This window comes from Gemmatimonadaceae bacterium (assembly GCA_019752115.1).
Taxonomy (GTDB): Bacteria; Gemmatimonadota; Gemmatimonadetes; order Gemmatimonadales; family Gemmatimonadaceae; genus Gemmatimonas.
In genome coordinates this window covers 1-24,035 of record JAIEMN010000042.1, presented here as the reverse complement: position 1 = coordinate 24,035, position 24,035 = coordinate 1, and the positions used below count along the sequence as shown (strand labels likewise).

21 protein-coding genes are annotated in these 24,035 nt (G+C 67.1%); 7 read left to right on the top strand and 14 right to left on the bottom strand.

Annotated features, from left to right (window positions below):
* Nucleotides 1–2: 2 nt before the first annotated feature.
* The 5 genes from K2R93_17355 to K2R93_17335 form a co-directional block, all read right to left on the bottom strand.
* A complete protein-coding gene (locus K2R93_17355) occupies nucleotides 3–503 on the bottom strand; it encodes a DUF1572 domain-containing protein (GenBank protein ID MBY0491609.1) in 501 nt (166 codons plus the stop codon).
* The gene (locus tag K2R93_17350; GenBank protein MBY0491608.1) at nucleotides 503–1,711 is read right to left on the bottom strand and encodes a phosphodiester glycosidase family protein; all 1,209 of its coding nucleotides are present in this window, start codon (nucleotides 1,709–1,711) and stop codon (nucleotides 503–505) included. Before K2R93_17350 ends, K2R93_17355 begins: the two co-directional genes overlap by 1 nt.
* Nucleotides 1,712–1,772: 61 nt before the next feature.
* Complete coding sequence (locus K2R93_17345) at nucleotides 1,773–2,549, bottom strand: class I SAM-dependent methyltransferase (protein MBY0491607.1); 777 nt, start codon at nucleotides 2,547–2,549, stop codon at nucleotides 1,773–1,775.
* Nucleotides 2,550–2,556: 7 nt separating this feature from the next.
* A complete protein-coding gene (locus K2R93_17340; GenBank protein MBY0491606.1) occupies nucleotides 2,557–4,317 on the bottom strand; it encodes a DEAD/DEAH box helicase in 1,761 nt (586 codons plus the stop codon).
* Between the two features lie 126 nt (nucleotides 4,318–4,443).
* Nucleotides 4,444–5,067 (bottom strand): hypothetical protein, encoded by a 624-nt coding sequence (locus K2R93_17335; GenBank protein ID MBY0491605.1) that lies wholly within the window; start codon nucleotides 5,065–5,067, stop codon nucleotides 4,444–4,446.
* Nucleotides 5,068–5,382: 315 nt separating this feature from the next.
* Between K2R93_17335 and K2R93_17330 the strand changes: the two genes are divergently transcribed.
* The gene (locus K2R93_17330; GenBank protein ID MBY0491604.1) at nucleotides 5,383–7,887 is read left to right on the top strand and encodes a glycoside hydrolase family 127 protein; all 2,505 of its coding nucleotides are present in this window, start codon (nucleotides 5,383–5,385) and stop codon (nucleotides 7,885–7,887) included.
* A 158-nt stretch (nucleotides 7,888–8,045) separates the two neighbouring features.
* Here K2R93_17330 and K2R93_17325 read toward each other — a convergent pair whose 3' ends face one another.
* The 3 genes from K2R93_17325 to K2R93_17315 are packed head-to-tail and all read right to left on the bottom strand — an operon-like array spanning nucleotide 8,046 to nucleotide 11,690.
* Nucleotides 8,046–9,539, bottom strand: a complete 1,494-nt coding sequence (locus K2R93_17325; protein ID MBY0491603.1) for a sugar ABC transporter ATP-binding protein — start codon at nucleotides 9,537–9,539, stop codon at nucleotides 8,046–8,048.
* A gap of 10 nt (nucleotides 9,540–9,549) precedes the next feature.
* Nucleotides 9,550–10,599: a substrate-binding domain-containing protein gene (locus K2R93_17320; GenBank protein MBY0491602.1), complete on the bottom strand. Its 1,050-nt coding sequence runs from the start codon at nucleotides 10,597–10,599 to the stop codon at nucleotides 9,550–9,552.
* A gap of 29 nt (nucleotides 10,600–10,628) precedes the next feature.
* A complete protein-coding gene (locus tag K2R93_17315; GenBank protein MBY0491601.1) occupies nucleotides 10,629–11,690 on the bottom strand; it encodes an ABC transporter permease in 1,062 nt (353 codons plus the stop codon).
* Between the two features lie 120 nt (nucleotides 11,691–11,810).
* On the opposite strand from K2R93_17315, the gene K2R93_17310 reads away from it, so the two are divergent.
* The 3 genes from K2R93_17310 to K2R93_17300 are packed head-to-tail and all read left to right on the top strand — an operon-like array spanning nucleotide 11,811 to nucleotide 15,416.
* Entirely contained in the window at nucleotides 11,811–13,316 is a 1,506-nt protein-coding gene (locus K2R93_17310) for an L-fucose/L-arabinose isomerase family protein (GenBank protein ID MBY0491600.1), read from the top strand.
* Between the two features lie 13 nt (nucleotides 13,317–13,329).
* Nucleotides 13,330–14,916, top strand: a complete 1,587-nt coding sequence (locus K2R93_17305; GenBank protein ID MBY0491599.1) for a ribulokinase — start codon at nucleotides 13,330–13,332, stop codon at nucleotides 14,914–14,916.
* Nucleotides 14,913–15,416 carry an L-2-amino-thiazoline-4-carboxylic acid hydrolase gene (locus K2R93_17300; GenBank protein ID MBY0491598.1) on the top strand — a complete coding sequence of 168 codons (504 nt, stop codon included), beginning with the start codon at nucleotides 14,913–14,915 and terminating at the stop codon, nucleotides 15,414–15,416. The genes K2R93_17305 and K2R93_17300 overlap by 4 nt, the downstream gene beginning before the upstream one ends.
* Nucleotides 15,417–15,536: 120 nt before the next feature.
* Here K2R93_17300 and K2R93_17295 read toward each other — a convergent pair whose 3' ends face one another.
* The 3 genes from K2R93_17295 to K2R93_17285 are packed head-to-tail and all read right to left on the bottom strand — an operon-like array spanning nucleotide 15,537 to nucleotide 19,077.
* Complete coding sequence (locus tag K2R93_17295; GenBank protein MBY0491597.1) at nucleotides 15,537–16,526, bottom strand: glycoside hydrolase family 43 protein; 990 nt, start codon at nucleotides 16,524–16,526, stop codon at nucleotides 15,537–15,539.
* A 2-nt stretch (nucleotides 16,527–16,528) separates the two neighbouring features.
* Entirely contained in the window at nucleotides 16,529–17,245 is a 717-nt protein-coding gene (gene araD, locus K2R93_17290; GenBank protein ID MBY0491596.1) for an L-ribulose-5-phosphate 4-epimerase AraD, read from the bottom strand.
* Nucleotides 17,245–19,077, bottom strand: coding sequence for a twin-arginine translocation signal domain-containing protein (locus tag K2R93_17285; protein MBY0491595.1), 1,833 nt, complete (start codon nucleotides 19,075–19,077; stop codon nucleotides 17,245–17,247). Before K2R93_17285 ends, araD begins: the two co-directional genes overlap by 1 nt.
* Before the next feature lie 154 nt (nucleotides 19,078–19,231).
* On the opposite strand from K2R93_17285, the gene K2R93_17280 reads away from it, so the two are divergent.
* Complete coding sequence (locus K2R93_17280; protein ID MBY0491594.1) at nucleotides 19,232–19,792, top strand: nitroreductase; 561 nt, start codon at nucleotides 19,232–19,234, stop codon at nucleotides 19,790–19,792.
* Between the two features lie 120 nt (nucleotides 19,793–19,912).
* Here the strand turns inward: K2R93_17280 and K2R93_17275 are convergent, their stop codons facing one another.
* The gene (locus K2R93_17275) at nucleotides 19,913–21,334 is read right to left on the bottom strand and encodes a LuxR C-terminal-related transcriptional regulator (protein ID MBY0491593.1); all 1,422 of its coding nucleotides are present in this window, start codon (nucleotides 21,332–21,334) and stop codon (nucleotides 19,913–19,915) included.
* Nucleotides 21,335–21,580: 246 nt separating this feature from the next.
* Here K2R93_17275 and K2R93_17270 point away from each other — a divergent pair, with 246 nt between their 5' ends.
* Entirely contained in the window at nucleotides 21,581–23,005 is a 1,425-nt protein-coding gene (locus K2R93_17270; protein MBY0491592.1) for a substrate-binding protein, read from the top strand.
* Nucleotides 23,006–23,016: 11 nt separating this feature from the next.
* Here the strand turns inward: K2R93_17270 and K2R93_17265 are convergent, their stop codons facing one another.
* Nucleotides 23,017–23,460 carry a hypothetical protein gene (locus K2R93_17265; protein MBY0491591.1) on the bottom strand — a complete coding sequence of 148 codons (444 nt, stop codon included), beginning with the start codon at nucleotides 23,458–23,460 and terminating at the stop codon, nucleotides 23,017–23,019.
* Nucleotides 23,461–23,462: 2 nt separating this feature from the next.
* Nucleotides 23,463–23,750 (bottom strand): helix-hairpin-helix domain-containing protein, encoded by a 288-nt coding sequence (locus K2R93_17260; GenBank protein ID MBY0491590.1) that lies wholly within the window; start codon nucleotides 23,748–23,750, stop codon nucleotides 23,463–23,465.
* A gap of 87 nt (nucleotides 23,751–23,837) precedes the next feature.
* Here K2R93_17260 and K2R93_17255 point away from each other — a divergent pair, with 87 nt between their 5' ends.
* Complete coding sequence (locus tag K2R93_17255) at nucleotides 23,838–23,993, top strand: hypothetical protein (GenBank protein ID MBY0491589.1); 156 nt, start codon at nucleotides 23,838–23,840, stop codon at nucleotides 23,991–23,993.
* Nucleotides 23,994–24,035: the final 42 nt, after the last annotated feature.

The following is a 24,035-nucleotide window of genomic DNA, read 5'->3' as shown; positions in this document are numbered from 1 at the left end:
GCTTATGCGGATCGGAACGGGAGTTCGAACGAGTTCAGGGCACCCACACTGCCTCGTGATGCCGTGAGCGTGCGGCGGTGATAGTCGATCTGCCCCAGATGGTACCCGAGGTGCATCACGAGGTGGGCCACGTAGTCGGCCGCCTCGTACACCCGTCCACCTTGCGGCTCGGGAAAGTCACCGGTGAGTTGATCATCGCGGAGCTCGGCCAGCACGGGGAGGACGTCCCGTTCGGTCTCGGCGATGAGCGCCAGCAGCGCCGCGCGGGACACCGGCGGGGCGCTGAACTCGAGGTCGCGCTGTCGCACGTAACCCGTGTGCCCGAGCACAGCGCCGAAATAGTGACGCAGGTTGCCGCACAGATGCCGCACGAGCACGCCCGCGGAATTGGACAGTCCTGATGGCGTGCTCCAGATCGCCTCGTCGCTGGGATACGCCTCGAGCTCGCGACGGAGCGAGCCCAGGTCACGGCGCACCAGCCGATGAACCGTCGAGGCGCGCATCAGCGTCTCCGCAGGCGCTGGCGTACCAGCAGCGCATTGCCGACCTCGCGCTCACCCGTGGCATCACTGGGGGTGTTGATGACCTGGCCATCCACCACCAGCGTCGTGCTGCCGCCGCCATCAAAGTTGAGCGCATCCCAGGCGCCGAGTGTGCGGAGCGCGTCGGCCAGTTGGCTCGTGGTCATCCCCACACTCGCGGTGGACCGTCCATCCACCACATACAGCCAGACTGTTCGCCGATCCTTCGACACGCCGATTGCTGTCCGCGGATGAGGCGCTTCGGCGTTGCGGGAGATCGTGCCTTCACGAATCGCCGCGTCGCGCGCCACGTTCACCCCGTGCTCGAGCAGGCGCGGCCACCCGCCGAGCAGCGTCGCCGGCGACTGCCCGTCGGGGAGTCGTGGGAGGGTGCTGAGCACCACGCCGACTGTGTCCCCGACCTGCACGGCCTGCCACGCGGTCGCGCGATCGCCATAGCCCGCCAGCACCGCACCGTTCGCGGGAATCATCGTGCCCGCGTTCGACACCGCCGGCGCAGCCACCACATAGCGCAGCGTGTCCCCACGGGCGCCCACCGCGCGCAGCGCCAGCTCACTGACCTTCCGCACCGAGTCCTTCGGCGCGATGTCACGCGGCGTGGTGGCTCCGAAGCGTGGCGTGTACAGCGCCGTGCTTTCGTAGGGCCCCATCGGCAACGCATTGACGGCCAGCACCGGCACCGAGGCGCCCCGCACGATCGCGCGCCCCTCAAGCACATAGCGATCCACCGCGGCGCGCCGATCGCGCCCGATGGCAACCTGTGCGTGCACGTTGTCGTACGTGTCGTAGGGCGACTGCGTGAGCATCAGCCCCTTCCACCACTCGCCCGCTGTGACCTGGTTGTTCTCCGACGCGCCGGTCTTGAGGTCGAAAAAGTCCGCATTCACCGCCACCCGCACCCGCGCGGTGGAATCGGTATGCCGCTGCGCGATGCTCGACGTGCGCTCGCGTCCATTCAAGGCATCGCGCGCATGTACCGCCAGCAGTTCGAGATCGGCCTGGCGCAGATCGATACGCACCACGTAGCTGTTCCACGGCCCGCGCGCATCCGACGCGCGCCACCACGTCAACCCCGGCGCCAACCGCGCCGGCGACGCCGCCGTCTGTGCCCACCCACTCTGCGCGGCACACATGACGGCCGCCACAACGACTCGATAGGAAGCGCCCATACCCGTAGTCCAGCTCCCGTAGTTCAGCTTCCGCATTACAGGCTTCCGCCCGACCCGCCGTTCAGACCGTCCCCACCACCGCATTCGCCCACCCCTCCAACACCACCCGCCCGTCATCCTGCGTCACCACGTCCGCCATCTCGTCTCTGAGCGAGCGAAGCGACGCGTCCTCCATCGCCCGCAGGGCCTGTCCCGCACTCGGCCCGCCCTTCGCAATGGCCCAGAACTCGTCGAAGCTCGCAAACGTGCGCGACACGCGGATGGTCTCCGATCGCACATCCCGAAGCCCCGCCGACGTCCACAAGGCGGACATCACCTCCAGCCGCGACGCCTCCGGCACCGGCGGCAGTGGCACCGTGCCGCCGCGCGCGCGAATCCGCTCGTGCAGTACATGGTACGGAAACCCGCCGCCATCCATGTCCCACATGTAGGCGCTCACCACGCCGCCGGTGCGCACCACGCGCGCCATCTCGGCCACACCGCGCGCCGGGTCGGGTACGAATGAGAGTACCAGCGGCATCACCGCCGCGTCGGCACTGTCATCCTCGCGCGGCAACGCGAGCGCGTCTCCTGCATCGAGCCGCACGGGCTTGCCGGCAAAGCGCTCGCGGGCGAACGCGAGTTGTGCTTCGGAGGGATCCACACCATGCACCGATGCCGGTGCATGGTGGTCCACAATCAGCGCCGAAAAGGCGCCATTCCCACATCCTACATCCACCCAATCCCACCCCGCCTGCGGACCGATCCACTCCAGAAAGCGCTTCCCTACCAGCTGGCTCCAGCGTCCCATGAACTGCTCGTAGGCCGCGCCGTCGTCGAAGCGAATCGGTTCCGTCATGCGTGGCTTACCGGTTGAGGCGATCCCGGCGAATCTGAACCTTCTTCCCCTTGATCTTGCCGTTCTTGAGCACGGCAATCACTTCGTCCGCCATCGCCTCCGGTACTTCGACCGTCGAATAGCCATCGGCAATCTGAATGGCGCCGATGTGGCTCGAATCGAGCCCGGCCTCGTTCGCGATCGCGCCCACCAGGTCACCCGGGCGGATGTTCAGCTTGCGGCCGGCACCAATCCAGAGCGTCGCCGCCTTCCAGGCGGTCTCCCGCTTGGGCTTCTTGCCCGTCGGCTTCCCCTTGGGCGCCTCACCGCGCGCCGCAAACCGCTCTTCATGACGCGAGGGCCGCCGCTCACCCGCCGGGAACTCGCGCGGCGCGCGCGGCGTGACCGCCGGAATCTCCTGATCTTCCTGACCGTCGTTCGCCGCCACCAGCTTCACCGCCGCTGCCGCGAGATCCATCACGTCGATCTCCGACGCGAGGCTCTCGACGATGCCGCGCCACGACTCGAGGTTCCCCTCGAGCACGGCTTCGCGCAGCGTCGCCTTCACCAGCTCACGACGATGCGCGCGCAGGTCGGCCACCGTGGGCACCTGCGCGATTTCAATCGTCTGGCTCGTCTGCCGTTCGATATTGCGCAGCAGGCGGTGTTCGCGCGGCTCGGCGAGCGTGATGGCCACGCCCTCGCGCCCCGCGCGGCCCGTGCGGCCAATGCGATGCACATAGGTCTCGGCATCGGCCGGCACATCGAAATTCACCACGTGGCTCACATGCTTCACATCGAGACCACGGGCCGCCACGTCGGTGGCGATGAGCAGGTCCACCTTGCGGCCGCGGAACTTCTGCATGACGCGGTCACGCTGATCCTGCGAGAGACCACCATGCAGCGACTCGGCGCGCAGCCCGCGGGCGGTGAGCGTTTCGCTCAGCTCGTCCACCTCGGTGCGCGTGCGGCAGAAGACGATCGCGCTCGTCGGCTGTTCGATATCCAGCACGCGGGCCAGTGCCGCCATCTTGTGGGCGCGCGACACGATGTACGCCACCTGCCGCACGCGGGCCGCCTCACCCTCGGGCACCACCTCACGCTCGACGGTGACGTGGACCGGCTTGTTCAGATGCTTCTGGGCAATGCTCGCAATGCGCGGCGGCAGCGTCGCGCTGAAGAGCGCGGTCTGACGCGACGCCGGCGTCGCGTTGAGAATCGCCTCGAGTTCATCGGCGAAGCCCATGTCGAGCATTTCGTCGGCTTCGTCGAGCACCACGCACTTGAGCGTGCCCAGCTTGAGCGTGGCGCGCTTGATGTGGTCGAGCGCGCGGCCGGGGGTCGCGATCACGACATCCACGCCACGTCGCAGCGCGCGGACCTGCAGCTCCATGCTCGCGCCGCCATACACGGCGAGCGCCTGAATGCCGAGCGGCTTGCCGTAGCGGTGCACCGCCTCGGCGACCTGCATCGCGAGTTCGCGGGTCGGCGTGAGGATGAGGACACTCGGGCCGTCCACACTGCGCTGGCCGTTCGCGATGCGCGTCAGCAGCGGCAGCGAGAAAGCCGCCGTCTTGCCGGTCCCAGTGGCCGCCTGGGCCAGAACGTCTCGCCCGTCGAGCAGGGGCGGAATGGCTGCCCGCTGTACGGGCGTCGGTTCTTCGTAGCCAAGCGCACTCAGCGCTTCGGCGATGCGGGTCTCGATGCCCAGGGCAGCAAAGCCCTGGAGCGGCGTTTCGATTTCTATAGACAAGTCGGGCACGTCAGGGGAAATGGTACGGGGTCCCATAGCCGCGCCTCACGCCGCTCGAGTCTCTCCGAAAACCGGTGTCGCCTTATTCGGGGCGAACCCTTGAATGTAGCCGGTTTGGAGCGCCCCACGGGCTTTTCCGCCTTTTTCGGGTGAACTGACCGATTAAACGCGACCGCGCACACTCAAATAGTGGTGCCAGAGCAACCGCGCGGCCACCGAACGCCACGGCGCCCATGACTCGGCCATTTGCGTCAGCGCCTCCTGCGACGGTCGCGCCGACAGTTCAAGCACAGTGTGTGCCGCATCGGCGAGCGCCACGTCCCCGTGCGGCCACACATCGGCATGCCGGAGCGCCACGAGTCGGTACACATCGGCCGTCCACGGTCCAATGCCGCGAATGCCCAGCAGCACCGCGCGCGCGTCCGCCTCCGGCATCCGCGCCAGCGCCCCGAGGGACAGCTGGCGCGAGACGATCGCCTCCGCCAAGTCCACCGCGTACCCCGCCTTTTGTCGCGTGAACCCCACGGCGCGCAGTACATCCGGCCCCGCCTCCACCACCGCGCGAGCGGTGACCGCGCCAATCGCGCCGCGCAGCCGCCGGTACACGGCCGCCGCCGACGCGAGCGACACCTGCTGCTCCAGAATGAGCTTCACCAGCGTCGCGTACCCCGGCGCCCGCACCCACAGCGGCGGTGGGCCGTGCACCTGGACAATGCGCCCGAACGCGGGGTGCCGCGCGACGAGCGCCTGCGTGCCGTGCTGCAGCGTCTCAGCGGTGATGCGCATGCGCTTTGGGATTTCGTGGGTTTCAGGGATTCCGTGGATTTCAGGGATTCCGTGGATTTCAGGGATTTCGCGGATAACTGAAACTGCATGTGAGGATTCCACGGATTTTACGGATTATTCCGCGCCAAACACCCATCCCCGTGATCCCTAGTATCCCCATTGATCCTGTTGTGCTGTTTCCGTTATCCGCGAAATCCCAAACCATCCGCGAAATCCACCGTCCAGCAAAGAGTCCCACAGACTCGCGGAACCTCTTGCCGTAATCGCGATCGCGCCGGATTCTAACCCAGCCCACGTCCTCTCACGGAACCAAGCATGGCCACGACCCGCCGCGACTTCATCACTAGCGCCGCCACGACGGCCGCCGCGCTGACGCTCTCGCCCATCGCCGAGCGCGGCGCCGAGGCGCTCGAAGCCGCCGCGCCAGCGAATCCGGTGCTCGAGCATGAGCGTCGGATGCTGAAGGCGCACCCGGTCCCGCTGGAGCGCGTGCGTCTCACCGGCGGCCCGCTCAAGCGCGCGCAGGACGTGACCATCGCCTACCTGCTCGCGCTCGACCCCGATCGGATGCTCGCCGCCTATCGCACGCAGGCCGGGCTCCCCACCACCGCCAAGCCACTCACCGGCTGGGACGGCACCGGGCGTAATCTCACGGGGCATATCGCCGGTCATCATCTGTCGGCGGTGTCGCTCATGTACAAGGCCACCGGTGATGCGCGCTTCAAGCAGCGCGCCGACTATCTGGTGAAGGGCTTGGCCGAAGTGCAGGCCAAGAACGGCGATGGCTACTGTGGCGCACTCGAGGGGCTGCGCGATGCGTTTGCGCGCGTGAGCAAGGGCGACATCAAGAGCGGCGCGTTCGACCTCAATGGCCTCTGGTCGCCATGGTACACGCTGCACAAAACCTTCGCCGGCCTGCGCGACGCGTATCGACACACGGGTAACCTGCAGGCGCTCACCGTGGAGAAGGGATTCGCCGCGTGGGCCGAGGGGGTGATCAAGCCGCTCAGCGACGACCAGGTGCAGAAGATGCTGCTCACCGAGTTCGGCGGCATGAACGAAGTGTTCGCCGACCTGTACGCAGATACCAACGACCCGCGCTGGCTCAATCTGTCGCTGCGCTTCGAGCACCACGCGTTCACCGAGCCCCTCAAGCGCCATCAGGACAACCTCTCCGGCAAGCACGGCAACTGTCAGATCCCCAAGCTCATCGGCTCCGCCGCGCGCTACGGCTACACCGCCGATCCGCAGGACATCATGGCCGCGAGCTTCTTCTGGGACCGCGTGGTGCGGCATCACAGCTACGCCACGGGCGGGCATGGTCTCGCCGAGTACTTCGGCCCGCCCGATGCGCTCGCGCCGCGCGTGGATGGCCGCGCCGCTGAGACGTGCAATGTGTACAACATGCTCAAGCTCACGCGGCGCCTGTTCGCCTTCCGCCCCGATGCCGCGTACGCCGACTTCCACGAGCGCGCGCTCTTCAATCACATCCTCGGCTCCATCGAGCCCGACGAAGGACGCACCAGCTACATGGTGCCGGTTGGGCGCCGCGAGCAGCAGGAGTATCAGGACATGCAGCGCGACTTCACCTGCTGCGTGGGAAGCGGTATGGAGAGCCACGCGCTGCACGGGCTCGGCGTCTGGTACGAAAGTCGCGATACGGTCTGGCTCAACCTCTTCGTGCCGAGCACGGCGACGACCACGATGGTGCCGGCGCAGTTCGCACTCGACACCGGCTTCCCCGACGGCGATAGTGCCACCGTCACGGTGACTGTCACGAAGCCGACCGCGTTCACGCTTGCGGTACGTCGCCCACTCTGGGCCGGCGACGGCTTCCGCATCGCGGTGAACGGCGAGAACCTGCCGCAGCCATCGGTCGCGTCGTTGAATGATCCCGTGGCCGGCGGCCGCGCCGGTGGGGTGGGGAACGAAAGCGAGCACGGAGCGAGCACCTATGTGCGTCTCACGCGCACCTGGAGGAGCGGTGACACCGTCAGCATGCAGATCCCCAAGACGGTGACACTTGAGCCCACGCCCGATGACCCTTCGGTCGCGGCCTTTCTGTGGGGCCCGCTGGTGCTCGCCGCCGATCATGGCCCGCGACGCACCGGCCGCGAGAACAACGAAGCCAACGAGAACGCCGCCCAGGAGTTCGGCAGTCTGGGCGCGGTGATGGTGAGTGCGTCGCGCTCGCCGGCCGACTTGCTGGCGCCCGTGGCCACCGGCGAGTTTCGCACCCGTGGCGTGATGCGCGTTCCCGGCGGCAGTGGCAGCGATGCGGATGTCACCTTCCGCCCGTTCTATCGCACGCACAAGCGAACGTATGGCATCTACCAGGATGTGCTGACGCCGCAGGAGTTCGAAGCACGCACCGTGGCCCTTGCGCGCAGCAAGGCGGCAGCCGAGGCACTGGAGCGCGCGACGATCAGCAAAGTGGCCTTCGGCGATGCCGCCGCTGAAGCCGCGCTGAAGTATCGAAGCGAACCCGCCGACCGCCCCGTGAGCCGCGCGAACCGCCGAACTGGCCGCGGCGGCGCCGGGTTCTTCGAGTACACCATGCCGAGCGACGCGACCGCCGCACTGGCGCTGGTGGTGACGTACTTCAACGACCCCGGGCTGCCGGCACCCATCGGCGACTTCGCGATTCGTGTGGACGGCACCCAGGTCGTGGCCCCGAAGCCGAATCCGCACGCGTCGGGCTTCTACGACGCCACCTACGAACTGCCTGCGGAGCTCTCACGTGGCAAGTCGGTGCTGACCGTGCGCATTGAAGGCGCGCGCATCGTACCTATTTACGGGCTTCGGGTGGTGCGCCGGTAGACGGGCGCGTGCTCTACGTGGAGGGATGTGAACTGATCACACAGAGGACACTGAGCCACAGAGAACACAGAGGCGCGCTTCGATCGATTCGAAACGCGCCCCAGTGACCTCTGTGACTCTGTGTCCTCTGTGCGATCAGTTCAAAAAATCGCACCGAGCTACGCCGCGCCGAGCCCGGTCATGAGCCGCAGCACCGCATCCTGCGTTGCCGCCTCACGCGACAGCTCGCCGCGCAGCGACCCCTCACGCAGTACCAGCACGCGCGACGCGAGGCCGAGCAGCTCGGGCAGCTCCGACGAGATCAGCAAAATCGCCGCCCCCTCCGCCGCGCGCTGGGCGATCCACGCATGCAGTTCCGCCTTGGCACCGACATCCACGCCGCGGGTCGGTTCATCGAGGATGAGGATCTCGCTCGATGCCGTGAGCCACTTGGCCAGCACGACCTTCTGCTGATTGCCGCCGCTCAGGCTCGCGACCGTGATCTCTCCACCGCGGCGGAACGCCACCCGACCAAAGGCCGCGTCCACCGCTCGCGATTCCGCCGCGCGATCCACCAGCCCGGCCTTCGCAAAGCGCCGCAGAATGGGCAGCGTGGAGTTCTCGCGCGCCCGCATGCCAAGCACGAGCCCCTGCTTCTTGCGGTCCTCGGGCACGAACCCGATGCCGAGCTTCACGGCATCCTGCGGCGTGCGGATCTGCACGCGCGCGCCATCCACGAACACATCGCCCGTCGCGCGCGCGTCGAGCCCGAAGATCGCGCGCGCCACCTCCGAGCGCCCAGCACCCACGAGCCCCGCGAGCCCCACGATCTCGCCCGCGCGCACCGCAAAGCTCACCTCGCGAAAATGCCCCGCGCTCGAGAGCCGCGCCACACGCAACCGTTCGGCGCCCAGCGCATGCTGCACCGGCGGCGCCACATACGCCTGCAGTTCGCGGCCGATCATCTGCCGCACCAGCGCCGCCTCGTCGAGCGACGTGGTGGGCTGTGTGGCCACATGCTGCCCGTCGCGCAGCACCGTGATGTGGTCGCACAACGCGAAGATCTCCGGCATGCGGTGCGACACGAACAGCTGCGTCACGCCACGATCCCGCAGCGAGCGGATCAACGCATACAGCGCCTCGGCTTCCGTCTCGCCCAAGCTGCTGGTCGGCTCGTCAAAGATGATGACCTTGGCGCCGGCGCCCACGGCGGCGGCGATCTGCACCACCTGCTGCTCCGCCACACTCAGCGACGACATGGCACGCGCGGGATCGATCGACGCCCCGATGGCGCTCAGCAACTCGCGCGCCCGCGCTCGCAGCGCCGCGGTATCCACGAAGCCGAACTTTCGCGGCAGCACACCGAGCGACAGGTTGTCGGCCACCGTAAGGTTCTCGCAGAAGGCGAGCTCCTGATGCACCATCGCCACGCCGGCGGCGAGCGCGTCGCGCGGCGTGGCGAAGTGGACCGCCTGCCCATCCAGCTCGATCGTCCCTTCGTCGGCGTGATGAATGCCGGCGAGAATGCGCCCCAATGTGCTCTTCCCCGCACCGTTCTCACCGCAGATGGCGTGACAGCTCCCCACGCCCACCTCGAAGCTCACATCGCGCAGTGCGACGTTGCCGGGAAAGCGCTTGGTGATGCCGCGAAAGCGGATGCGGGGAGTGCTCACAACCAACGAGTTACTTGGGCAGCGCGAGGTACTTCGGATCCACGTCGGAGAAGCCCCAGTCCTTGAGCTGCTTGGCCCACGCGCCGAGGTTGTCCTTCGAGACCTTCACCAGGTCCATCTGCACCTTGTCGCCCACCGGCTGCTTCTTGTAGACGTGGTCGAAGATGGTCTTCACCGACACGTAGCCCCAGTTGAAGACCGGCTGCGCAAAGAGCACCGGCGCGAGCCCGCTCTCCACGTATGGCAGCTGCGCCGGGAGCGCGTCGATCGCCACGATCTTGACCTTCTTGGGGTCGAGGTCGGTGAGCAGCGTGCGGGTAAAGAGCGGCCAGCCCCCCACCATCGCGTACCCCGAGATGTCCGGATACGCATTCTTCACGCGCAGCACCTCGGCCGCGGCGTCCTGCGGCGTTTCGGCGTGGTAGAACGCATCGACGATGGTGATGCCCGGGTACTTCTTGGCCGTCTCCCGCACTCCCTTCACGCGCGCCTGCAGGTTGAGCGCGTTCTGGTTGCCGGCGAAGATCGCCACCTTCCCCTTGCCCCCCATCTGCGCCGCGAGCTCGTCCATGATCTGCTCGCCCATCTTCACATCGTCGCCACCATAGAAGGTGAAGCGCTTGGAGTCGGGCACATCGCTGTCGAACGTCATCACCGGCACGCCACGGTCCACGGCTTCGTTCACGGCGCCACGCACCTTGCCGGCGTCGCTCGCCGACAGAAGAATCGCGTTCGCGCCCGAGTTGGCCGCCTCCGCAATACGCTGCGCCTGCACCGAACCGTCCTCGTTGGGCGGCGTCAGCCAATCGATCTTGACCGTCACCCCTTCGCTCTTGGTGAGCTCCGCGGCGGCCGCCTCAGCGCCCTGCCGCCCGGAGAGGAAGACCGGGTTCGTGGAGCTCTTGGCGATCATCGCGATCGTGAACGTCTTGCTGCTGCCACCAGCGGCCGCCGCGCCCGAGGCACCCGCGCCGCCTTCCGTCTTGCCACCACACGCGGCCACGGCGGCCAGCGCTCCGAACGCCACGAGCGGGCGAACCCGCGAAAACACGCCTGCCATAGATCGCTCCAGTAAGAGTCGTGCGGCCGTCAGGCCGCGCGGGACAACCGATTCTGCAACGCCTTCATGCCGCGCTGATCGAGCACCACCGCCACGATCATCGCCACCCCAATGATGATCCACTCGTAGTTCTGATCGAGATGCAGCGTGCGGATGGCCTGTCGCATCGTCACGATGAGAATGGCGCCGAGCATCGCGCTCAGGGCGCTCCCCTTGCCGCCGCTCAGCGACGCACCACCGACCACCGCGCTGGCCACCACGTACAGCTCATAGCCGTTCGCGTCGCTCGAAGTGGCCGACCCATAGAACGCCGCGCCCAGAAACGCCGCCGCGCCGGCTGCCAGGCTCGAAAGCACGAACACGCCCAGCGTGATGCGCGGCACACTGAGCCCGCTGAAGCGGCTCGCTTCGGGATTGCCACCCACCGCGAGAATGTGGCGGCCGGCCACGGTGCGCGAGAGATAGATGCCACCCGCCGTGGTGACCGCGAGCATGGCCAGCAGCGGGACCGGATAGAGCGCGGTCCCGAGGCCGAGCGGCGCCTTGGCCACCGCGGTGAGCGCCTCCGGCACCAGAATGCTTTCGGCGCGGCTGATCACGAACGCAATGCCGCGCACGATCCACATCGTGCCGAGCGTGATGATGAACGGGTGCACGCCAAGCCCGATGACCATCACGCCGTTGATCAGGCCACAGATGAGCCCCACGGCCAGGCAGGTCCCGAGCCCCACGAACACGGCGGCGGCCGGGGCCATCGGCCCCATGGCACGCAGGATCATCGCCATCGCCACACCGGCCAGCGCGTACACCGCGCCCACACTGAGATCGATGCCGCCGGCGATGATCACCAGCGTGGCCCCCACGCCCATGATGGCGAACGCGCTGGCGTCGGTGGCCATCTGAATGAGCGTATAGCGATTCAGAAAGTTGTTGACCGTCTCCCCCGTCTTGGGATCGGGGTGTGACCCCGCGGCCAGCGTGAGCGCCGTGGCCAGCAACACCAGCACCAGCACCAACCCGAATTGCGGCGAGCGCACGATGGCCTGCAGCAGGCCGGATTCCGAAGGCGACGCGGGTGGGGTGGCGGACACGATGCGGCGGGTAAAGGCAGGGGGTGGCGAGCGGCTCAAAGATAGGGCCGTGCAACGGAGCCAGCCATGGCGCCGCGTGGGGCCCCACGGTAATGTCTGCCCCAACTTCTTCCCTTCGCCATGCGCCTGACCAAGCTCACCTCCAAGGTTGGCGGCAAAGCCGCTTCTGCCTCCGCTGCAAACGGTTCCACGGCCCGCAAGACGCCCGTCCGCCCACCCGCCCCGCGCGTCACCCTCGGCATCATCGTGGGCAACCGCGGCTTCTTCCCCGGCCACCTGGCCGCCAAGGGGCGCACCGAGATGCTCCGGGCGCTGGAAGAAGAAGGGATCGACGCCGTGATCATCGACGCCGCCGCCACCAACCATGGCGCCATCGAAAGCCGGGACGAAGCCAAGGCCTGCGCCGCGCTCTTCAAGGCGAACGCGAGCCGTATCGACGGCATCGTGGTGACACTCCCCAACTTTGGCGACGAGCGCGCCGTGGCCGACACGATCCGCCTCTCTGGGCTCAGCGTGCCGGTGCTCATCCATGCCACGGCCGACGATCCGGCCAAGATGCTCATCGACAACCGCCGCGATGCCTTCTGCGGCAAGATGTCGGTGTGCAACGTGCTCTCGCAGTACGGCATCGCCTACACGCTCACCTCGCAGCACACGCAGCGCCCCGAGTCGGAGAGCTTCCGCGCCGACCTCCGTCGCTTTGCCGGGACCTGCCGCGTGGTGAAGGGGCTCCGCGGCGCGCGGGTCGGCGCCATCGGTGCACGGCCGGCCGCGTTCAAGACCGTGCGCTACAGCGAGAAGCTCCTCGAAGCGCATGGCATCTCGGTCGAGCCCATCGACTTGAGCGAGATCATGGGGCGTATCGGTCGCCTCAAGAACAGCGACAAGGACGTGAAGGCCAAGCTCGCCGAGATCCAGGCGTACGTCGATACGTCTGATGTAGACGACGCCGCGCTCCTCAAGATGGCCAAGCTCGGCCTGGTGATGGACCGCTGGATGAAGGAAGTGGACGTGTCGATCAGCGCCATCCAGTGCTGGACCAGCATGGAGGAGTTCTTCGGCGTCGTCCCCTGCACCGTGATGTCGATGCTGAGCAACGCCAACCTGCCGAGCGCCTGCGAAGTGGACGTGATGGGCACGCTCAGCATGCACGCGCTCACGCTCGCGTCCACGACGCCGGCCGCGCTCCTCGACTGGAACAACAACTACGGCGACGACCCCAACAAGGCCGTCTGCTTCCACTGCAGCAACCTGCCGCTCGATTTCTTCGAGAAGGCGAAGATGGACTATCAGGAGATCATCGCCGGTACGGTGGGCAAGGACAACACCTGGGGCACCGTGGTGGGCAAGGTCAAGGCGGGCCCGATGAGCTTCGCGCGCTTCAGCACCGACGAACGCGCCGGCGTGATCAAGGGCTATGTGGGCGAGGGCGCCTTCACCAAGGACCGCCTCCGCACCTTTGGCGGTGCGGGCGTGGTGGAGATTCCGCAGCTCCAGCTGCTGCTGCATCACATCTGCCGCCACGGCTTCGAACATCATGTGGCCGCCACCTTCTCCCATGTCGCCGACGCCGTGCACGAAGCCACGGTGCGCTACCTCGGCTGGGACGTCACCCGCCACGGCTGAGCGAGACCACACGATGGGCATCGTAGCCGGTGTCGACTTCGGCACCTTGAGTGTGCGCGTGTCCATTGTGGATGCGCAGCGGGGCGTGATCGGCTTTGGCACCGGCGACTATCCGTTGCACCGCCGCGCCGATGATCCCGATCACGCCACGCAGGCGCACAGCGACCATATGCGCGCGCTGACCGAGGCGATGGCGCGCGCACTCGCCAACGCCGGTGTGGCCGGCAGCGCGGTGCGGGCGCTGGCGCTCGATACGACCGGTTCGAGTGTGATTCCGGTAGGCGAGGGCCTCGAACCGCTCGGGGAGTACTATCTCTGGTGCGATCACCGCGCCCACGCCGAGGCGGCACGCATCACCGAGGTGGCGCATGCCATGCAGGTGCCGGCGATCGACTGGTGCGGCGGCACCTACTCGTCGGAGTGGGGATGGACCAAGCTGCTGCACTGGCTGCGCCACAATCCGGACAAGCGCGAGCGCTTGGTGACCGCGTTCGAACACTGCGACTACATCGCGGCCATCCTCTGCGGCGTGACGGATGCGAAGCAGGCCGCCCGCAGCGTCTGCGCCATGGGCCACAAGTGGCTCTGGAACGTGTCGCTCGGCGGCTATCCACCGGAAGAGTTCTTTGTCGCCGTCGATCCGTTGCTCGCCGGCATGCGCGACAAGCTCGACGGGCCGTATCGCACCTCCGACCATCTCGCCGGCCATCTCTCCGCTGAGTGGGCGGCGCAGCTTGGGCTCACCGCCGGCATCCCCATTCCGGTGGGCGCGTTCGACGCGCACTGGGACGCGGTGGGCGCCGGTGTGGCCGAAGGCGATGTGGTGAACGTGATCGGCACCAGCACCTGCATGATCGGCATCGCGCGCGACGCCGCGCTGGTGCCCGGCGTGTGCGGCGTGGTGGATGGCTCGGTGCATCCCACGCAGCGCGGTATCGAAGCCGGCCTGAGTGCGGTGGGTGACATTTTCGACGCCATCGCGCGCCGTGCCGGCCGCTCGGTCGCTGAGCTCACCGAAGGCATCGCGACGCATCGCGGTGGCCAGACGGGCCTCATGCGCCTCAGCTGGGACAACGGTGACCGTACGGTGCTCGTGAACCCCAACCTGGGTGGCGTCACGTTCGGCTGGAACCTGCAGCACACCGCCGAAGACGAGCTCTTCGCCGCCATCGAGGGCACCGCGTTCCACACGCGCATCATTCTCGATCGCATGGCTGAGCACGGCGTGCCGGTACGACGCGTCATTCACGGCGGCGGCATTCCGCAGAAGAACGCGGTGCTCAACCAGGTCTACGCCAACATCCTCGGCGTGCCGGTACTCGTACCCGAAACGCCCATCACGAGCCTCGGCTCAGCCATCTTCGCCTTCCTCGCCTGCGGCGAGTTTGCGTCGATCGAAGCGGCGCAGGCGGTGCTGTGCCCGAAGTACCGCGTGGTAACGCCCGATCCGGCCGCAGCGGCCGCGTACGCCGAACTGTATCCACTCTATCGGGACGTGTACTTCGCCTTGGGTACGCCCAACGCGTCGGCGGCTGCGCTGGGCCGTATGCTCCCGACCCTGCGCGCGGTCGCCGCGCGCGTGCGGGGCCAGTCCTCATGAGCGCACTGCCGACGGACGCGGAACTCAACGCCATCGGTGTCCTTCGGCGCCGTCTCATCGAGGCGCGCATCCTCGCGCCCATGCTCGCCGCCATGAGCCGCGAGTTCGGCGCTGAGCGTGTGCACGCCATCGCGCGGGATGTGATTCGCGATCTTGCCGAAGCACAGGGCGCGCAGCTGGCCGATTTCGCCGGTGGCTGCTCGCTCGCCCACTTCGCCGGCACGCTCGATCGCTGGACCGCCGATGAGGCGCTCACGATTGATGTGGTGGAGCAGACGCCGGAACGATTCGCCTTCAACGTGACGCGCTGCCGCTACGCCGAGATGTACCGCGCGCTCGGCGTACCTGAGCTCGGTGCGGTGTTCTCCTGTCAGCGCGATGGCGCGCTCATGGCGGGGTTCAACCCGGACGTGGAGTTCACCCGCACCCAGACCATCATGGGCGGGGCGTCGCATTGTGACTTTGTGTATCAGCTGCGGCGGGCGCCGGCGCCAGGGTAAGGTGATTGGAACTGCACGCACAGAGGACACAGAGCCACAGAGTTCACAGGGGCGTGCTCCGGCAGATATCGAAGCGCGCCCCAGTGTTCTCGGTGGCTCTGTGTCCTCTGTGCGTGCAGTTCAACGAACCAATCGTCGCAGAGCATCCACGACCGAGCGTGGCGCCAGAAAGGCCGACCCGTGCCGCATCCCCCGCGGCGCCTTGAGCGAATCGGCCCACGACTCAAATCGCACAAAGTCGCGGGTCCGCACCGCGCCATAGCGCCCGCGCGTGTACTCGTCGAAGTACACGTACCACCAGCCATCGCGGAACAGCGTCGATGGCCCCTCCGTGTGCAACGCCGAGAACGACGGAGCGGCTGGACCGTACGGACCGGTGGCACGCGAGGCGAACGCCACGCGCAGATTGCGCCGTTCCGGATAAAACGTCTCGTCTTTCATGACCAGCGCGTAACGCCCCGGTCCGACGCGCGCGATCGTGCCATCGATCGATGTGAAGCCCCCATCGTACAGCAAGGCGGCTTTGGTGTACGTGCGAAAATCGCGTGTGGTGACGTAGTACAACCGATGATCCGCGCGCCCACGACTCGTGCGCTGCGCCATCGAGTCGGTAGCCGGGAAGCGCCCCGGAATGGCCGTGGCCCACACGACGACGAACTGCTTCGTGTCGGCATCGTAGAACAGATCGGGCGCCCACGCATTGAGTGCCGTGGGTTCGTGATCCATCACCCCCACGCGCTCCTGGGCACTCCAGTGGACGAGATCACGTGAGTGCGCCACACCAATGCCGCGGTCGTTCCACGCGATCGTCCAGACCATGTGGAACATGCCGTCGGGGCCGCGCACGATGCTCGGATCGCGCATGAGCGCGGCCTCGGTATCCCACTGCTGCCAATCGCGCCCCTTCCCCTTCACCGTGGGCGTGAGCACCGACGCCCCGCTGTTGAGCGGCTCCCACGTGGTGCCGTCGGCGCTCACGGCGAGGTGCAGACCGTCTTCGCCGTTGCGGGTGAAGTACGAGAACAGATACGTGTCCGCCGGCTCCACATGCGACGGTGGGGCGCTACGGCACGCGCCAAGCAACGCCGCCGCCAGCAACCAGCGACGCACGACTATTGGGACTGCCCGTAGTACGCCGCGCGACCGTGCTTGCGCAGATAATGCTTATCGAGCAGCTCACGGCTCACGCCGGCCGCCTTGGGCGAAAGCGCGAGCGTGTGGTGCGCCATCGTCGCGACCTCCTCGAGATAGCTCGCATAATCCACCGCCTGCGCCACCGTACGCCCCCAGCAGAAGGGGGCGTGGTTCGCGACCAGAGCCGCGGGCATCATGAGGGGATCGTGGCCGCGGAGCCGGCGAACGATGGCGTGCCCCGTCTCGAGCTCGTACGCCCCGTTCACCTGCGCCTGCGTGAGCGGCTTCGTGCACGGAATCGCGCCGTAGAAGTAGTCCGCATGCGTCGTCCCCAGGCACGGAATGTCGCGCCGCGCCTGTGCAAACACCGTAGCGTACATCGAGTGCGTGTGCACGATACCGCCAATGCGCTCCCACGCGCGGAACAGCGCGGCATGCGTCGGCAGGTCGGAGCTGGGGCGCAAGTCTCCTTCCACCACCGTGCCCTGCAGGTCCGTCACGACCAGCATCGCCGGCGTCAACCGATCATAGCCCACACCGCTCGGCTTGATCACGATCAACCCCAGCTCGCGATCCACTCCGCTTGCGTTACCAAAGGTGAACTTGGCGAGCCCCCGCTCGAATAGCGCGATGTTCGCCGCGCACACCGATTCACGAAGCGCCTTGGACGCCCGCGCCTGCCGTGCACGCGCCATCAGCCGAGCCCCGCGCGCTGCTTCGCCGCCGCGATGACGCGCGCCATGATGTCCTTGTGCTTGGTGAAGGTGTCATCCACGATCTGCAGCGTGGGGATCGCCGTCGGCGACAAGCCTAGCGTTTCATTATTGAACCGCTGAAAGCCCGCCTCGTGCACCCCGCTCGACCCGCGCCCCGGCGCCGGTGCGCTCAGGTGAGAATAGAAGCGCGAGTACTTGCGCCACCGTTCGCCGCCGCCGGCGTGATAGAGCGGAATGAAGGCATGCAGTGCGTCATATGGCATCTCGCCCACGCCGATCACGTTCGGGTACTTGTCGCGCAGGTTCTTCACCATCAGGCGCGTCCCCTCGTGCATGTCACCGGTGGTGCTGTTCACGTGGCCACCCACGATGTCCAGAAAGTACGCATCCACCTTGAACCGTTCGATCATCTCGGCAATGCGCCCTTCCATGTGCTTGCGCCACGCGTCGTCGCCCAGATTCATGTAGGTGAGCCAGCCGTCCTGATGGCGGTCGTTATTCCAGTCCACCCAATTCAGGTTGTACAGGTCACCGTCGATCTTGTACGTCGCGCCGCTCTTGATCTTGTCCCACCCCGGCTGCTTGCGGTTGGCCGAGTTGGTGCCGTACATCGGCATCATCTTGAAGCCCAGCTTCTGCGCTTCGCTGATGAGCGTGCGGAACCCTGCCTCGCCACCCATGCGCGCCGGGATCTTGTAGTTGGGATAGTCCCAGTAGTAGCGGCCATCCCAGCTGGCGAGGAACACCAGCACCCGGTTGGCCGGAATCTGCGTGGCCACCCACCGAAGAATCGCCAGCTGCTGCGCGTAGTCGTTGAAGATGAAGCCCGTGTAGTGCATGCCGTGCATGGTGAGCACGAGCGACGTGTCGCGCATCCACTGCGGCACGTCGGTACGTGTTTCCCACGCCGGGAGCCCGAACGCCTTCTCCACGTAGCCCATGTGGATGTCCATCGCCGCATCGAGCGTGGGTGCGTGGCCGATCTCCCATCGCGGCACTTCCACCCGCGTGTCGTTGCGCCACGCATCGTGCTCGTAGATCATCTCGGTGCGGTACATCTGCTCGCCGGCCTGAAAGTAGTAGCGCTTGGGCCGGACCTTGGTGTCGTGCGTCGTGAAGTACACGAAGTCGGTGTCCGATGCCTTCACCACCGCCACCGGCGTCGTCATGCTCTGCGGCGTGCCCGCGCCATGCAGGTCACCGGCGCCGAAGGTGTAGCCCCCCAGGAAGTCGCCTTCGCGGCCGTCCATGAGATTGGAGCCACCCAGCGACACCTGCCCGCGCGGCACATCACGCACCACGGTGGTGACCGTCTTGATGGGCTTGTCCATCTCCACCACGGTATCCACCGTGATCGTGCGCCCGGTGCGCTGCAGCGTCATGGTCACCTTCCCCGGCGCCTTCTCCTGCCCGCCCGCCCACACGAGTCCGTCGCACGTCACCACCAGCTTGTCGTCGTTGCCGGTGGCCTTCAGGCGGGCACGGTCCATGGCGTAGGTGTTCTCTTCGGTGAACACCACCGTGCTGAAGCGATGCGCCCCGAACACCACGCTCGGCTCCGGGAAATCGAACGAAAAGCGCATCCACGCCCGCCCGCGGGCCGGCGTGAACACATCGCTGGTATTCATGAGCTCCACGATGTCGCCGGTGGCGTAGCGCGTGCGGATATCCGCCAGTGGCGGAACCGGCGTCGGCGCGGGCGCGGCCGGTGGCTGCGCCACGGCGTCGAGGGGCGTCACCGGCAACAGGGCGCCGGCGCCAACGGCGCCAAGCGTCTTCAGGGCATCGCGACGGGAGAACGAATCGGACATGGCGTGGGGGCAGAGGTGCCCGAATGTCGCGCGCGTCCAATGCGCTGTCGAGAGACCACCCCGCAGCGCGCGGCCGAGCAACCCGTTGGGTGGTTCCCGGGCCGGTTAGCTTGCGGCGAGCCCCGTTTGGCCCCGAACTCCAGCCCGCCCTCCCGTGAACGTTTCTGTCGCCATCGCTGCCCGCCGCTCCATCCGCGCCTTCACCGAGACCGCGCCCACCCGCGAGCAGCTCGAAGGGCTCTTTCACGACGCGAACCAGGCGCCGAATCACCGCCTCACGCAGCCGTGGCGCTTCTACGTGTGCGGTCCTGAGGCCCGCGCCGCCTACGGCCTCGCCCTGGGCAACCGGAAGGCCAAGAAGGCGACCGACGAGGCACATGCCGAGCAGATCCGGAAGGACACGAGCGATCAGCACCGCGCGTGGCCGAGCATGGTGATCGTGGCGATGACGCTCAACGACAACCCCGAGATCCGCGAGGAAGACTACGCCGCCACGATGATGGCGGTGCAGACGCTCTGCCTCTCGGCGGTGGCGCACGGGCTCGGCACCTACATTCGCTCCGGTGCCATCATGGACGACCCGGCCGCACGCGCGGCGGTGGGTGTCGCCGAGAACGAGCGCATCGTGGCCGTCCTCACGGTTGGCGAGCCGCTCGAAGTGCCGCCTCCCAAGACGCGCCGGCCCGCGGCCGAGCTGACCGTGTGGCGCGACTGAGTGATGGGTTGAACTGATCGCATCCAAGGCGTTCAAGGCGTCCGAGTCATCCGAGAACCGCGGTTCTTGAATGCCTCCAACGTCTCGGATGCCTTGGATGGATCAGTTCATACTCCCACCTCACACCACCGCGTTCGACATCGCCCACAGCGCCGCCGCGGCGCGCGTCTTGACGCCGATCTTCACGTAGACGTGCTGGATGTGGTGATCGGCCGTCTTCGTGGAGATGAAGAGGCGTTCGGCGATCTCCTTGGTCGTCAGCCCACGCGCCGCCAGTCGCAGCACATCGACCTCGCGTCGTGACAGGCCGCCCGGGTGCTTGCCGCGCTTGACGCTCGGCGCGGCCGGCTCACCGTGGCCGGCCGCGACCAGCACTGCGCGTACCGCCCGCGCATCGAGCACGCCCGCCGAGGCCAGATCGCGGAGCTGCTGCGCGGCGACATCGGCCGGATGCGCGGGGCGGTGAGCCCGATCGCTCGTCAGTCCGACATACACTTCCGTCGCCGCCAGCACGGCAGCACCCGGGTCGATCGCGTCGGTGCGCACGCGCTTGTGATACCCCGAGCCGTCACACTTTTCGTGATGCGCGCTCGCGATCCGGTTGAGCACCGCTAACGCCGGGGAGCGGCGCAGCATCTGCTCGGTCAGCAGCGGGTGCATCTCCACACGATCGAACTCGGCGCGCGTGAGCGTCCCGGTCTTGTCCCAGATCGAGTTGGGAACGGCGGTGGTACCAAAATCGTGAAGCAGTGCGGCGCGGCGAAGCGCGGTGAGCTCCGCGTCACTATACCCCAGCACCAGCGCCGCATCGCCACTCAGCTGTGCGCAGCGACGACTGTGACCACCCATGTACGGCGACTTGAGATCGATGAAGTCGGCCGCCATGAGGAGCGCATTCTCGAGCGCGGCGCCTTCGAGAATCCGTCGCGGATGCGGCTCCAGGTCGAGCACCGCATCCCACGGTTCAGTACGCGCGAGGCGTGCAAACCACTCGGCGCCGCGGGCCGCAAAGAGATCGGCCAAGGCCGGATCGTACGTCTCGCCGCGCCGCTCCTGCACCGCCTCGAGCGCCCGCTCCGGTGAGAAGAGGCGGGCAATCGCCTCCATGTCGTGCGATAGGTGCACGATGCGCATCGGCAGCGGAATGGCCTCACCACCGGTGTGCGTGGGATAGCCGTTGCCGTTCCAGCGCTCGAAGGTATAGCGCAGCGATTCCCGCACATCGGCGCCGAACTCGATGCGCTCGAGCAGCATGTCGGCCACTTCGCACCCCGAGGCGAAGTTGTGTGTGGCCCACTCCCGCGCGTTCTGCTGAATGAACTGCACGATCGCCTCGCGCTCGGCCTGTTCGCGGCCGGCGGTGGCATAGGCGATCACATCGCGAATGACCTCCGGTGGATTGGCAGCGTTGTGCGTGAGCGTCGCGGCGCGAATGGCGATCTCGTCGCCAAAGAGCGTGGCCACCTCGTGTGCGTGGCCGGTGCAACCGATGTAGCGCAGCAGCGCCACCCAGTAGGTCGTGGCGCGCTGTGCGGGGGGCACCGCCGCCGCCTCGGCAAGCCACGCGGCCAGCAGACAGGAGCGGAGCTGGGACTCGAGCGGCTGCCCGAAGGCGTTGTCCTGCGCGAGCGCCAGGGTGGCGACGAACTCGCTCAGGCGGAGGGGTTGAGCAGAAATGGGGAACTCTCCCGATGTATGGGAATTCGGGTGGTCGCATCATCCCCCTGCGCGACGGGCGCCGCGATTCCACGGCACCGGACCTCCACCTTCTCGCTCAGGGAAACCCACATGGAACGCAGCAACGAGACCGGCAGACCGATCAAGGTCGGCGTGATCGCGGATCAGAGCGGTCCGCTCTCCTTCGCCGGCCTGGCGAACGCCAACGTGGCCCGCATGGTGATCGGCGACATCAACGCCAAGGGCGGCCTGCTCGGTCGACCGCTGGAGTTGCTGCTCGAAGACAGTGCCACCGACGATGCCACCGCCGCCGCCTGCGCGGCCCGGCTCGTGGCGCAGCGCGCAGACGTCATTCTCGGCGGCATCTACAGCTCTACCCGGCAGGCGATCAAGGCCGAAGCCGTGACCAAGGGCAAGACGCTGTACATCTACCCCGAGCAATATGAAGGCGAGGAAAGTGATCCGCGAATCTTCTGCACCGGCCCCGTGCCCGCGCAGCAGGTCACGCCGTTCATTCCATGGCTCATGAAGGAGACCGGCGCGCGCAAGTTTTTCCTGCCGAGCGCCGACTACATCTGGCCGCGCGTGATGAATCGCAAGGTGCGCGATATCGTGACCGCGAACGGTGGCGCGATCGTGGGTGAGGAATACTTCCCGCTCGATCACACCGACTACGTCGGTACCGTGCAGCGCATCATGGCGAGTGGCGCGGAGGTCGTGTTCAACACCACCGTCCCCCCCGGCGTTGGGCCCTTTCTCGCCGAACTCCATGCGGCCGGTTTCCAGCAACGGGGCGGCAAGCTCGTCTGTCTCTATTTCGACGAGAATTTCCTCAACATGGTCCCGCCGGAGCATGTCGAGGGGCTCTACAGCTGCCTCGACTACTACCAGGCCGTGGATGAGCCCTTCAGCCGCAGCCTGCTGAACCAGTACGACGCGCTGTATCCGGGGCATAACCTCTTCACCGCCGGCAGCGCCTGCACGGGGCTCTATCGCGGGCTCCGCCTCTGGGAAGCCGCGGTGACCGAAGCCGGCACCGTCGAGACGGATGCCGTCGTGCGCGCCCTCGACCATGCGTCCATCGCGCAGGGCCCCGGTGGACCGGCCGCGATGGTCCCCGGTGAGCATCACGTGCGCATGTCGATGTACATCGCGCAATCGCATCACGGAACGTTCGAGGTGATCAAGCACCTCGGTCCCGTCGATCCCCACGAAAAGGCGATCGATCCCACCGCGTCACCCACTCACTCTACGGAGAACCCGATGCTGCTCGCGACCACCACTGTTGCCGACTTCGACCAGTTCATGAAGATCTTCTCCACCGGCGGCGCCGAGCTGCGGGCCAAGCACGGATCGAAGGGCGCGAAGGTCTTCCGCGACCCGAACCAGGCCGATCGCGTGTGGGTCGTCTTCGATTGGGACGCCGCGGGCTGGCAGAACTTCGTTTCCGATCCCGCGGTGCCGCCGGTCATGAAGGAAGCCGGTCACACCAGCAAGCCGCAGGGGCTTGCCCTGGCCGGCGAGTGCGTCGCCTGACCGCGCCGCGTTCAGACGCTGCCGTTCAGCTCGATCAACTCACCGTGCGCGATGCGGGCCCCGAGCGTGTGCTCGGGGTCCCAGGGCACGGTGAGGCGCAGCTCTACCGGAAACTCCGCGTGGGCCGCATCGACCACGAGCCGCTCGATGCGCACATGCGGCCACACCTCGTGCCGCGTCTCGAGGCGTGGTGCTTCGTCCACCTCGGCTTCGAAGTACGGCTCCCAATGCTCGTAGAGAGCGGTCGCAAGCGCATCGCGCACCGCGAACACGTCCACCGCCGCCTGCGGCGCGAGTGCAAGCGACGCCGGGTCCGGGCGCTTGCGATCACCCGGCACCGTGAGCGGCACCGGCCCGAAGCCCTCGAGGGAAATCACGCCCTGCCACGTGCCGCCCTTGCGCTCGAAGCCACCGAGCGTGGGATCATTGTGGATGTCGTTGCCGAAGAACCCCATCGCTAGATCCCGTACCGCTGCTTACGCTCGGCGGTGAAATCCCACCACGCGCGCGGCTCTTCGCCATCCAGAAAGCGCGTTACCGACATGAACACGTCCAGCACGCACGGATCCTGTCGGGTGTTCGTCAGCGCGCACAGGCGCTGGTACAGCGCATACGGATCCGCCCCCGTCAGCTGCAACGGCGTCGTGTAGCCGAGTGCCACGAAGTCGCCAGCCATGGCCGGGCCGATGTTGGGGAGATCTTCGAAGCGCCGCAGGGAGGTGCGGGAGACTTTGCGGGGATGCATGATGGGAAAGATAGCGTATACGTGGGGTGGAGTTGACCCGATTTCGTGGACTAGTTCCTCACCCTAGGTTGGAGCGGGAGGCAGTTCATGAAACGGAACCAACATGGTGGTCGTCGGGCACGCCGGACGTTGAGCGACGAGTTCAAGCGGGAGGCGGTCCGGATGGTGAAGGAACGCGGGCCCGGCGTGCCGCTCGCACAGATCGGGCGCGAGCTCGACGTGACGGTGTCAGTGATCGCGTGAAATTCCCCAGGAAGTGATCGTCTCAAAGTCCCCACCCCCATT

What these genes read in the sequence shown, in the direction of transcription:
- K2R93_17355 (MBY0491609.1), bottom strand. Translation starts at nt 503, where the DNA reads ATGCGCGCCTCGACGGTTCATCGGCTGGTGCGCCGTGACCTGGGCTCG.
- K2R93_17350 (MBY0491608.1), bottom strand. Translation starts at nt 1,711, where the DNA reads ATGGGCGCTTCCTATCGAGTCGTTGTGGCGGCCGTCATGTGTGCCGCG.
- K2R93_17345 (MBY0491607.1), bottom strand. Translation starts at nt 2,549, where the DNA reads ATGACGGAACCGATTCGCTTCGACGACGGCGCGGCCTACGAGCAGTTC.
- K2R93_17340 (MBY0491606.1), bottom strand. Translation starts at nt 4,317, where the DNA reads ATGGGACCCCGTACCATTTCCCCTGACGTGCCCGACTTGTCTATAGAA.
- K2R93_17335 (MBY0491605.1), bottom strand. Translation starts at nt 5,067, where the DNA reads ATGCGCATCACCGCTGAGACGCTGCAGCACGGCACGCAGGCGCTCGTC.
- K2R93_17330 (MBY0491604.1), top strand. Translation starts at nt 5,383, where the DNA reads ATGGCCACGACCCGCCGCGACTTCATCACTAGCGCCGCCACGACGGCC.
- K2R93_17320 (MBY0491602.1), bottom strand. Translation starts at nt 10,599, where the DNA reads ATGGCAGGCGTGTTTTCGCGGGTTCGCCCGCTCGTGGCGTTCGGAGCG.
- K2R93_17310 (MBY0491600.1), top strand. Translation starts at nt 11,811, where the DNA reads ATGCGCCTGACCAAGCTCACCTCCAAGGTTGGCGGCAAAGCCGCTTCT.
- K2R93_17305 (MBY0491599.1), top strand. Translation starts at nt 13,330, where the DNA reads ATGGGCATCGTAGCCGGTGTCGACTTCGGCACCTTGAGTGTGCGCGTG.
- K2R93_17300 (MBY0491598.1), top strand. Translation starts at nt 14,913, where the DNA reads ATGAGCGCACTGCCGACGGACGCGGAACTCAACGCCATCGGTGTCCTT.
- araD (MBY0491596.1), bottom strand. Translation starts at nt 17,245, where the DNA reads ATGGCGCGTGCACGGCAGGCGCGGGCGTCCAAGGCGCTTCGTGAATCG.
- K2R93_17285 (MBY0491595.1), bottom strand. Translation starts at nt 19,077, where the DNA reads ATGTCCGATTCGTTCTCCCGTCGCGATGCCCTGAAGACGCTTGGCGCC.
- K2R93_17270 (MBY0491592.1), top strand. Translation starts at nt 21,581, where the DNA reads ATGGAACGCAGCAACGAGACCGGCAGACCGATCAAGGTCGGCGTGATC.
- K2R93_17265 (MBY0491591.1), bottom strand. Translation starts at nt 23,460, where the DNA reads ATGGGGTTCTTCGGCAACGACATCCACAATGATCCCACGCTCGGTGGC.
- K2R93_17260 (MBY0491590.1), bottom strand. Translation starts at nt 23,750, where the DNA reads ATGCATCCCCGCAAAGTCTCCCGCACCTCCCTGCGGCGCTTCGAAGAT.
- K2R93_17255 (MBY0491589.1), top strand. Translation starts at nt 23,838, where the DNA reads ATGAAACGGAACCAACATGGTGGTCGTCGGGCACGCCGGACGTTGAGC.